At 33.3% G+C, this 11,268-nt stretch carries 4 protein-coding genes and 1 pseudogene; 3 read left to right on the forward strand and 2 right to left on the reverse strand.

Translation table 11 applies throughout. The annotated features are described in order from the left end of the window. The first annotated feature begins 766 nt into the window (after positions 1-766). From F6K54_RS11105 to F6K54_RS11110, 3 genes are all read left to right on the forward strand, one after another. On the forward strand, positions 767-3,814 hold the full coding sequence (locus F6K54_RS11105; RefSeq protein WP_293077400.1) for a hypothetical protein: 3,048 nt from the start codon (positions 767-769) through the stop codon (positions 3,812-3,814). 1,341 nt (positions 3,815-5,155) lie between these two features. Next, entirely contained in the window at positions 5,156-6,394 is a 1,239-nt protein-coding gene (locus F6K54_RS42815; RefSeq protein ID WP_366558101.1) for a hypothetical protein, read from the forward strand. Beyond that, the gene (locus tag F6K54_RS11110) at positions 6,351-8,924 is read left to right on the forward strand and encodes a helicase-related protein (RefSeq protein ID WP_366558102.1); all 2,574 of its coding nucleotides are present in this window, start codon (positions 6,351-6,353) and stop codon (positions 8,922-8,924) included. The genes F6K54_RS42815 and F6K54_RS11110 overlap by 44 nt, the downstream gene beginning before the upstream one ends. Positions 8,925-9,427: 503 nt before the next feature. Here the strand turns inward: F6K54_RS11110 and F6K54_RS11115 are convergent. Then, positions 9,428-9,613: pseudogene (locus F6K54_RS11115) on the reverse strand (50S ribosomal protein L27); the annotation flags it as partial. Between the two features lie 6 nt (positions 9,614-9,619). Continuing rightward, positions 9,620-11,268 (reverse strand): group II intron reverse transcriptase/maturase (ltrA, locus tag F6K54_RS11120; protein ID WP_293077402.1); only part of this gene is annotated, 1,649 nt, incomplete at its 5' end.

The raw sequence follows: 11,268 nt of genomic DNA on the forward strand, positions 1-11,268 counted from the left end.
TTATCAGAGAACAAGGAATAGGGAGTAGAGAAAGATTATTTCTCCCTTTTTTTCAACATTTACTCCTTCTTCCTTCTTCCCTCTTCCTTCTTTCTTCAGAAAAAAGAACTTTGGGGCGACAAACTATTAGCAGATGTAGCAAAATTATTAGAAAATCCTCTGATAAAAGCTTTACTATCAGAGAACAAAGAATAGGGAGTAGAGAAAGATTATTTCTCCCTTTTTTTCAACATTTACTCCTTCTTCCTTCTTCCCTCTTCCTTCTTTCTTCAGAAAAAAGAACTTTGGGGCGACAAGCTATTAGAAGATGCAGCCAAATTATTAGAAAATCCTCAGATAAAAGTCTTATTATCAGAGAACAAAGAATAGGGAGTAGAGAAAGATTATTTTTTCCTTTTTTTCAATTTTGGGGGATGCGTGGGGGCTTGGATGTAGCAAATTTCTCAAACAACCTCTAATGTTGATTAGTTGGAAACTTTTGGTAGGAATTTTCCCCTAAACTTCCTTTAAAAATTATTTGACTGATAACTGATAACTGATAACTGAAATTTGCCCCCCTGGCCCCTCAATTCTGGGGGGAACAAGAATTCATTAACTGGTAAAAGTCCCCCAATTTTGGGGGATGCGCGGGGGCTTTAATGTAGCAAATGAGACTTCTCAAATAACCTCTCAGATAAAAGCTTTATTATCAGAGAACAAGTAATAGGGAAGGGTAATTATCCATTATCCATTAATGAAATAGTTATTAATTAATAAACAATTAGATATGGTAAATGAATTAAGGGAAGGAGATAATCTAGTTCCAGTTAACTATGACAGTTTACTACAACAAATTTTAAAGAAATTACCAGAACAAAATCTGTTTAAAATATCGAGCGATAGCCGACGTTTACTGATAAATATTGATGAGATAGCTGCATCTATTGCTACTACCAATATTCAAAATCCTTTAAGCACTACGAAGGGGGTTCGTGTTGCTAGTGTAAATTTTGTAAACCGAGAAAAATTTCTGACTCAAATACAAGAAATAAAAGACTATTTGATAACTAATTTAGAGTCTACAGAAGGAATAGGAGATATTGCTAGTTTTGTCGATAGTTTAATTGTGAATTTAACAGATTTTCAGGGGCGTGCTAATAAGCTAGGTTTAGCTTATCCTTTTAACGAAAGCTATACAGAATTGCAAAAACAAGAGTTGATTTTAGATTCTCAACTTCCTGGTAGTAATTCTTTACTGAAATTCCATAAACTGACAATTACAGTGGGAAATATTGGGGAGTTTCAGTATCAGCTAGAAGCAGCAATTAAACGGAATATTCAAAACAATTTTGATTCGGACGATCCAGAAGATATAGAAGATGTTTATAATCTTTTAGAAAAAAAAGTTGAGGATAAAAATTCAGATTTTAACCAACTACAAAGACTTGTAGATGAAGAAACGTTAGGGAAACTGAAAAAGGAAGCAAAAATTATATATCTAGAACATTTATTAGCGAATATTGAGACTAATGATAAGTTAGGAGTTATTTATCTGACAGACTTAATTCGGCGCTTGAAGTTAATTGAGCAATATATTAATGATGAGTCTAAAGCGGATGGAGATTATGATGTTTCTTATGGTGGAGAAAAATTTAATTACCGAGATATTTTTGCTCGTGCTGAAGTTTTTGATGCACTGCCAATTATTCCAATTATTGATGGTAATTTGGGAGAAACTACAAATAGAGAAACGGGAGAAACTCAATTTGTTTTGGGTTTGAAAATGAAATTAGATGGCAAAGTACAAGCTAGGAGTGGAAAAGAAGTATTTGATTATAATTTGGAGATAATTACTCAAAATAATCAGGAGGAAAATGAGGAATTAAAGGCTAATCCAGACAAAAGGAAAACTTGGGCAAGAAAAATATTAACACGAGCATTTTTATACTATTTTGTATTTTCTTGCCCAGACTCAAATGCAAAAAATTATCATTCTGATGATGAGTTAACTTATAAGCCTATATCTAAATTTGACGAGCAAGTTTTGCCTGTATTGAAAGGAGATAATGATGCTGAAAAGGATAGTATTTTTCGGGGGTTGGTAAAAGGATTTGAGAAATATGGAGTCAAGGAAAAAATCAATAGGTTAAGGGGTTTAATCAGAAACTTTTTAGAGAGAGGGAAAAAATTACCTAACTGCATAGAAAATCGTCAAATTTGTATTAATAAACGAATTCTCAAAACTGATACTGAGAGTCTGTTTCAAGGTAGTTTTTTTCATAATGATTTGAAAGAAAATTATAAGAAATGTCTGAGGTATATTTTTCTGGTTGAGGAAGGAACAAATAATCGAGCGGTATGTCAGCTACCTGCTAGTATCAAGATAGAAGATGTCCGTTATTTTGAGGGAAGCGATCGCCAAAATTTTCAGTGGGAATATGATGTAGAAGGAATTAAAACATTACCTGTAATGTGGATACCTGATACAGATACTTGTCGGCGAATTTATCACGAAAATTTTGTGCAGAAAGGATATAAGTTGATTCTGTTTAGTTACAATAATCAACGTTTAAATCCAGAGAAAAATCAATTAAATTCGACTCAAGCATTTATCTATCGTTTTACTTGGATATTGTTATCTTATCTTTGCCTACATATTTTATTAGAGCAATATTCAGAAACAGAAAAAGAATTATTTATTCCCATGGTGCGACTCCATGAGGGAACCCACGAAAATCCTTTTCCTGCTGAAAAGTTTCTGGCTAATCTTGCCAAAACATTAGCTTTTATTTTCAGTAAAAAATATCGGTGTAACTCTCAAGGTTTCCGGGTTAATAAACCACCTACTCCTTTCAATATTAGAAATGGTTTAAACTCCTTATACTCTGTACTGCCTAAAAAGTTTAGCTTCAATGATAATTCTGACTCTACTTTATTAGATAAACTGGCAATTATTATTGTCTCTAGCAAACTAAGTGATTCTAGAACAGGTAGTCAAAACCGTAAGGATAGAATTGCTAATTTGTTCGGGGAAGTAATAAGTATTCAAAGGTTAGAAAATGGCAGTGTAAAAATTCAACCTTTGACAACATTTTTTGATAACTATCAACTCCGAAATATGTATCAGGAACCACCTATTTTAATGGATACAGTCAGCGAACTTTGCTTACAAGGATATCGACATTTTTTATATGTGGCACAAGCACCTTATACCAGTACATTACATATTACTCAACAAGAAGAAGAAAGATTATATTTTATGTCACCTACTATTATTAACACGATGAAGCAAAGCCGAGATGACATTAAAATATATCCTGTACTTTTTGATAAATATTATGTACACAAATTAAAATTAAAAAAACAGGAGGTGAAATCTTTGTATATTCAAGATACTCGCCAATTAATGAATATTGCTGAAGATAGTAGTCAAAAATCAGTGGTATTTTTCAATTTGTTTAATAGCATTTCTGTGGGTGGGAAAAAAACTGAGGATGAGCGATTTTATAATGGTGTTATTTCCTATTCCACTCTGTTAGGAAAATATTATTCCGGGGTGATGGATGATGAGGATATTCGACAAGGTTTAGTTTATGATAGTGGATTGAAAAATGACATTCTTCAATATTTGACATTTTTCCATTTTTCCCGGTATGAGAAACAAGAGAAAGATAGTAGTAATTTAAGTTTAAAGTTAGATCCTTATGAAAATATTATTGGTGATAAAGCGTTGGGAAGTTTAGCAATTTTTCCTCAGATGACAGAAAGTATTGAGTTTAATACTTTGGCTTTTTTGACAGAGGTTAATGATGCTGTTGATGGAGTTGATTTTTAATGGGAGGTGGGAAAAATAAGTTTTAAATAAATAGTAAGAATATTTCAAAAAGTGGAAAATTTTGAAGATATCTATATCTATATTTAAGAGTCAGAAAAAATCTGCTTTTACCTGACATATCTCTACTAAGTAGACTCTGATATTCTCAGGGAAAATCTCTGAATTTTCGGTAAAAGTCAGAAAGTGGAAAATTCTGAGGATATCTATATCTAAGAATCAGAAAAAATCTGCCTTTAGCTGAGAAACTTCTCTCAACTAGACTCTGACATTCTCAGGGAAAATCTCTGAATTTTCGGCAAAAGTCAGAAAGAGGAAAAATTCCCAATTTTCGACAAAACTCAGAAACTGGAAAATTCTGAGTATATCTATATTTATGAGTTAGGAAAAATTTACCCTTCTCTAGAAATGTCTCTCCAAAGCAGACTCCTAAATTCAAGAGAAATTCCCCAATTTTGGCAAAATTCAGAAACTGGAAAACTCGGAGTATATCTATATATATGAGTTAGGAAAAATTTACCCTTCTCTAGAAATGTCTCTCCAAAGCAAACTCCTAAATTCAAGGGAAATTCCCCAATTTTCGGCAAAATTCAGAAACTGGAAAACTCGGAGTATATCTATATATATAAGTTAGGAAAAAATTATCCTTCTCTAGAAATGTCTCTCCAAAGCAAACTCCTAAATTCAAGGGAAATTCCCCAATTTTCGGCAAAATTCAGAAACTGGAAAATTCGGAGCATATCTATATATATTGAGTTAGGAAAAATTTACCCTTCTCTAGAAATGTCTCTCCAAAGCAAACTCCTAAATTCAAGGGAAATTCCCCAATTTTCGGCAAAATTCAGAAACTGGAAAACTCGGAGTATATCTATATATATTGAGTTAGGAAAAATTTACCCTTCTCTAGAAATGTCTCTCCAAAGCAAACTCCTAAATTCAAGGGAAATTCCCCAATTTTCGGCAAAATTCAGAAACTGGAAAACTCGGAGTATATCTATATATATAAGTTAGGAAAAAATTATCCTTCTCTAGAAATGTCTCTCCCAACTAGACTTGGAAATTCTGAGGAAAAATTCCCCAATTTTGGCAAAACTCAGAAACTGGAAAACTCGGAGTATATCTATATATATGAGTTAGGAAAAAATTATCCTTCCCTGAGATATCTCTCCAAAGCAGACTCCTAAATTCAAGTAAAATTCCCCCAATTTTCGGCAAAACTCAGAAAGTGAAAAATTCTGAGTATATTTATATTTATGAGTTAGGAAAAATTTACCCTTACTTGAGATAATGTTAATTGAAAAACTTGAGTAATCTAAAACTACTATCAATCAAAAGGAGAATAGTATGCCAATTGCTGAAAATTTAGGAAGTTTATTTGAAGTGGGATTTAATATTGGGATACTTGCCGATATTCAACACCAGAAATATCAAAATTATTTTGGTGATTTATATCATCAAGATTTAGAAAAACTGAAATTACCAACTCTGGTTAGAAAAATCGCAGATGCAGAAAAAATATCTGACACAGAGAGTATTAAAAATCTGGAAAGATGGAGTGAATATTTTATCCAGAAAGGATTTATTGCTGGATTAAATTTTTTTCGTGAATATATCAAGTCAACTGCTTGGAAACTCCACCTCAGAAAACCGGAAATTTTATACTATCAATGTAGCTTTGATGGAGATAATGCTTTTGGTTCTAACCCCAAGGATAGGCAACAAACAACCAGCAAATTATTATCTCAATTTTTATCTACTGATGTTTTAGATATTCAATTAAACAACTACGTTATCAAGTACCACAAAAAAGGAGAATTTTTACAAGCAGATACTTTAATTCTGTTACGTTATCGCAGAGAAATTAGAATTATTTGTGTAGACTTGTCGATATTTTCCATCAAGTCAATGGAAGATTTATTAGCACTGGATAATATAGAAGTATTGCGCCGAATGTTGATGAGAGATATTAAACATATACGCTCTAAAAGTGTTTTTTCTAAACTGCGAATAGATACGGGAGATACTCAGGATTTTGGTTTAGATTTTTCCCCAGATTTAAAACGATATTTTACTGCTTTTAAACGTAAGGATAAGGAAACTACTAAGTTAATTCAAGCTGGTGCTTATGCTTATAGTTTCTATAATTTTCTGCAAAAAGAGACCGATATATTAGATAACTCTAAGTCATTACTTTTTAATGTAGTGGGATATAGCGATGTAGCTGCCGCTAGGCTCCGCCAACGCAACATTAGTTCTCTCTGTTTACAACCAAAAAATATTAATATTCTTGAGACTTGTGCAGAGATTTATCAAAATGAACCGAAGGAGCAAGAGATAAAAAATGCCCGTCAGGAAGTTTTGGAAAAAATCAAACTCAATGCTAAAAAAAGTTTTCAAAATGGTAGAAAATTTATCCAAGAATTATCTGTAGAAAATTTTCAGGAGAAGGGGGATAAAATTACTCCAGTAGTTCATCAAGAAAAAATTGATGGTTTCTTTAATTCAGTAGGAATTATCCCAGATGAGTTAGCAAAAAAAAATGGATATTACTCCCAAGTTAACTTTAAGAAATGCTCATGCTGAATTAATTACAAAAGCTCTGAAAAGTGATAAAACTTATGTATTTTTAACAGGTAATCCAGGCATAGGAAAAACAACAGCGATCGCCAACTTTCTCAAATCTCATATTGAAGATGGATTTCTATTATTTTATGTTAGTCCTCGCACTCAAGTTAATGTCGATTTAATCAATAAGTTTAAGTCTAAAACTGACGAGTCTTTATGCAGCGATAAAATATTTGGTCTCACTACAAATTCCATTCTTATTAAAGAAAATAATGGCAAACCTACAGTTAGTTATCATTCCAATCTTCGTCAAGATAATTTCATTAAAAATACTGTCAATTTTACCCATAAGGGTTTAGTTTCCAAACATCCACAAAAAACTGCCCACAAAAAGTCGCGATTTTACAGAGAAACTCAAGATAATATTAAAGACATTGGGGAAAAAAATGCAGGAGTTCTCGATAGTATCTGCCAGGGAATATATACAACTATCAATCAAAATATATCTAATAATATTGTCGCTACAGTCTCGATTCAATCTTTAAGAAAAACATCAAATGGTGGAGATACTCTAAACCATCTCCGGAAAATATTCAAAGATGCTTATCACCGAAATACAGGTGTGATTCCTGAAAAAATGCAAGAAATTTCTCAGAGAATAAAGCATATATTCATCATGATAGATGAAGTAACCGGAGATGATAGTGGGGTAAATTTTTTGCATGGAATTAAGGAATTTTTGAAAGATTATGATTTGACTAACCCTAAGCTTAAATTTAATACAAAAGTTATTGTTGCTGATGCTTCTATTGTCGAAAAAGAGGTTATTAAACAACACTTATCTCAGACTTCTCCAGAACCAGACAAAATTTATTTTCGGTCTGTAGGAGCAAATAGCAATTCGCCCATACAAGTAGATAATTTTGACTTTAATAAACAACCAGCAATTGCTATTAATACTAATTCTTATCCTGCTAGTAGTTTAGATATAACTTATAAAGTTTTCCTCCAATGTTATAAATTTAATGAAGCTAAATTTAAAGATGACAATAAGCAGTTAATCAAAACGGTTGAAGCCAATATTTTATCCGATATAAATTATTATTTAGATCATCCCGAATCTAGTCAAATCTTAGTTTATATTCAAGATAAACAGAAACTACAAAAATTAATAGACAAAATTAGTAATTCTCGAAAATTTGAACAATATAAAGACTATCTACAAATACACGCTAATTTATCCGATGAAAAAAAGAGCAAAATTGAAGGATGTAAACAAGACGTCAAAGTTGTATTTATGACATCTTCAGCAAGTCGAGGTTTATCCTTTCCTAAAGCCAAAATAATGTTAGTAGAAATTCCTAAATTTCAAATAGAAAGAAATTTAATGGAAATCATACAAGTTATCTATAGGGCGCGGGGAGAATATTGGGAAAATAACACAGCAAAAACTTTAGATAATCAACCAAAACAAATAACCTTTTATTTGAGCGATCGCGCCATTTATTACCCTCAAGAAGAAAATACATCTCCACAAGACTATGCTGAAGAAAAAAAATTATCCTTAGCAGAAAGTTTATTAAATATCTGGGATATTTTATTAATTCTCAAATTGTCAATAATGACACGAATAACTGGTGCAGGTAGTTTAGGAATGAAACAATTTATGATGATTCCTATTGGTGGAAAATCTATTTCTGCTGCTGGAAATACATTTAGTAGTCAAGTGACAAATCTCATTAGAGAGTTAAAAAATGAACATCGTCGTCATCCTCAAAAACAAACTCTTCAAGATGTTTATACAAGTTTGAGAAAAATTTTTAGCAGTGCAGATTTTGTCTTACTTGAAGATGAAAATAAATCTAAAAAATCAGATTCCCAATATCGTTCTTATCTTTCACTGATAGAATCTTTTAACCAAAAATTTTCCCACTATTGTCACCAACTTGATAGATTACTAGATTTTGGCAATATCGAAACAGGTTATGTCACAGGCAATTTATTAGTAGTTCCTATTTCTGAACATAGATTAGAAGAAACTTATTTGATGAAATTAGAATCACAAATTAGACAGTTTGCTAATAATGAATTAGTCGAAAAAATGAAGAAAATTAGCATAAATAAAGATTATCCACCTAATCTCATATCTGCAATAAAAGGTAGTGTTTTAGAATTTGTTGAATTGCTGAATGGCGATATTAATAGAACCCAATGGTTTGAACAAAATAGTCAAAACTTAGACCAATATTATGCTCTACCATTGTTTGTATTGATGAATAGAGAATTGATGAGTGAATATTTTAAGGAGGAACCCGAAGAAGAAGAAGAAACAGAATTTAGAACCCTCTTATCCAAATATGTTCATTACCTTTATCCTGCCTATAATACCCTACCCATTGGTAGAAAATATCGAGAATTTCCCTTTATTATTTTTCGTAGCTATAGTTTAGGAGAAATGCGAGAAAAAATTTATAGCGATCGCTATCTTTTAACTTCCAATGAATTGAATATTCTCAACTTAATTCTTTGTCGAGATGAGAAAATCTAAACTCGAAAACCCAGGTAAAATCTTTAGAATTTTCTGTTACTACCAATTTGATAAATGTTTGTTACAAATGGTAGGGACATTGCATGCAACGTCCCTAAAAAAGAAGTAAGAGGGAAGAAAGAAGAAGGGGTAAATATTGAAAAAAAGGGAAAAAAGATAGAAATAACTATCTCAAATGAACTGGAGCAGCTATTTTTACGATCGATATCTACCTTTTTGTAGCATTCTTTTTTCAAATAAGAATCCCCCGTTACAACGCTATGCTTTATAAACATCTTTCTTAACATAAAACTTGACAAAATAGACAAGTTATGTATGAGTGTTTGAGAGACTTTTTCTTCAAAAATCATGTATTGAAAAGTACATTTTTTTGAGAACTTAAGTAGTTTTGTTTAGCTAAATTGACTCTTTCTCCCTTCTCCCCTACTCCCTACTCCCCTGCTCGCCACAAGGTTTTCAGAAGTTCCTTATAAGGGATAGGCGACAACGGGGGAGTATGTCAATTAAGCTTCAGCAACTGCGACATTAGCTTCTTGAGTCACTGGATAAACGCTCACTTTTTTCCTACTCTTACCTTTTCTTTCAAAAGTCACCACACCCTCAACTAAAGCAAATAAAGTATAGTCACTACCGACACCAACATTATTGCCTGGATGGAACTTGCTACCACGTTGCCTAACAAGAATATTGTTAAACTAAGCCAGTTTGTTACCAAACCGACTCGTCTTCAAAACCGTGCGTGAGACTTTCACCTCACACGGCTCCTCTCTTAAACGTCCCTTGTCATGGGTACATCCCTGCCTTAATATCAACATATCGTCAACCCATAAATAACCTTCAGGTAAATCCTGTAACTTTGGTTCTGCGTATGTCTTTTTATCTAAGGCAGTTTTAGTATCGTGGCAATGTCGGTGCAACAATTGTTTGTTCTCATAAGTGTTGTCACCACCTTCAGACCTTGGTTTTATATGGTCAACTTCCAGTAGGTCAGTTGGTCTAAAAGTTAGTCCACAAAGTGCGCATTTATTCTTTTGTCGCTTTAATAGCGTTGTGACTTCTTTCCTTACGCCTGGATGTTTTCCGATTCTGCTACTCCAATAAGTCCAGTCACCGTCATAGGGTGATTTATTAGCTTTTACCTTGATGTGCCTTATAATAGGAACATCTGAGTGTTGGTTTAGTATATACCTGCCATCGTTAAGTACCCAATTTCGGGTTCCGTTGACTTTAGGAAAATACTTTTTCTTTACCCATTTAGCCGACTTATTTGGATGCCTTCTACTTACCCATCTCCATAATCTTCTCCATAAAAGCATATCCATTTTTCTGAATACTTCTTTACTGACTACGGTGGAAAAGTAGTTAGCCCATCCTCTTATTACCGGGTTTATTTTAGCTATAAGAGTTTCTGTAGAGGCGGTTTTATATTTGTCAAATGTATCCGCCAGTTTCCGGTAATGAGTTTTAATACTCTCGGAAGATGGTTTAATCAGAGTTTTAAATCCTTGTTCGGTTGACTTAACTTTCCATTGCCTGATTGTGAATCCTAACAAGTCAAATCCGGGTTTATTACCTTCATATTCTTCCAGGGTGTGGGCAATTTTAGTTTTCTCTGGTCTTAGTTCTAATCCTACCTGGTTTAACCATTCCTGTATAACGGTTTTAGCTTGTACCACTACTTTGATGTCTTCATGTAGGATAACGAAGTCATCAGCATAGCGTATTAGGGAAAGACTCTGTACTTTATTTTGCCAGCCTATTTGGCGACCATTGGGTCTCTTCATGTCTAGGGTTTTGGCAAATTTATTAAGCCTTTCTTCCATACCGTGCAGGGCGATGTTTGCTAGTAAGGGTGATATAACCCCTCCCTGTGGCGTACCTTCCACAGATTCTAGGAATTGATTATTGTCCATCACTCCAGACTTTAACCATTGCTTGATTAACCGTCTATATGGGGATTTTCCAATCTTTCCTAGCAGTGCATCATGGTTAATTCGGTCAAAACATTTAGATATATCAGCATCTAGAACATATTTAGGTTTTTGCTTGATACTACTATAGATGGCCTCTATAGCATCATGTGTTGACCACCGGAAAAGACCATAGCTGTTTGGTTCAAAACGTGCCTCCCATTCTGGTTCCATACCTAACTTAACCAAGGCTTGTAATGCACGGTCGTACATTGTTGGGATTCCAAGAGGTCTCTTTTCATCCGTCCCTGGTTTTGGTATATATACTCTGCGGGTGGGACTTGCTTTAAGGTGGCGTGATGAGAGTAGGTTCACCAAGTTTAATCTTTGTATGGGTGTCAAGTTTTTGATTCCATCTACCCCGGCGGTTTTCT

The organism is Okeania sp. SIO3B5, from assembly GCF_010692555.1.
Classification (GTDB): domain Bacteria; phylum Cyanobacteriota; class Cyanobacteriia; order Cyanobacteriales; family Microcoleaceae; genus Okeania.

Bases quoted from the DNA above. Each gene is read 5' to 3' on its own strand.
- F6K54_RS11105 (WP_293077400.1), top strand. From the start codon at position 767: ATGGTAAATGAATTAAGGGAAGGAGATAATCTAGTTCCAGTTAACTAT.
- F6K54_RS42815 (WP_366558101.1), top strand. From the start codon at position 5,156: ATGCCAATTGCTGAAAATTTAGGAAGTTTATTTGAAGTGGGATTTAAT.
- F6K54_RS11110 (WP_366558102.1), top strand. From the start codon at position 6,351: ATGGATATTACTCCCAAGTTAACTTTAAGAAATGCTCATGCTGAATTA.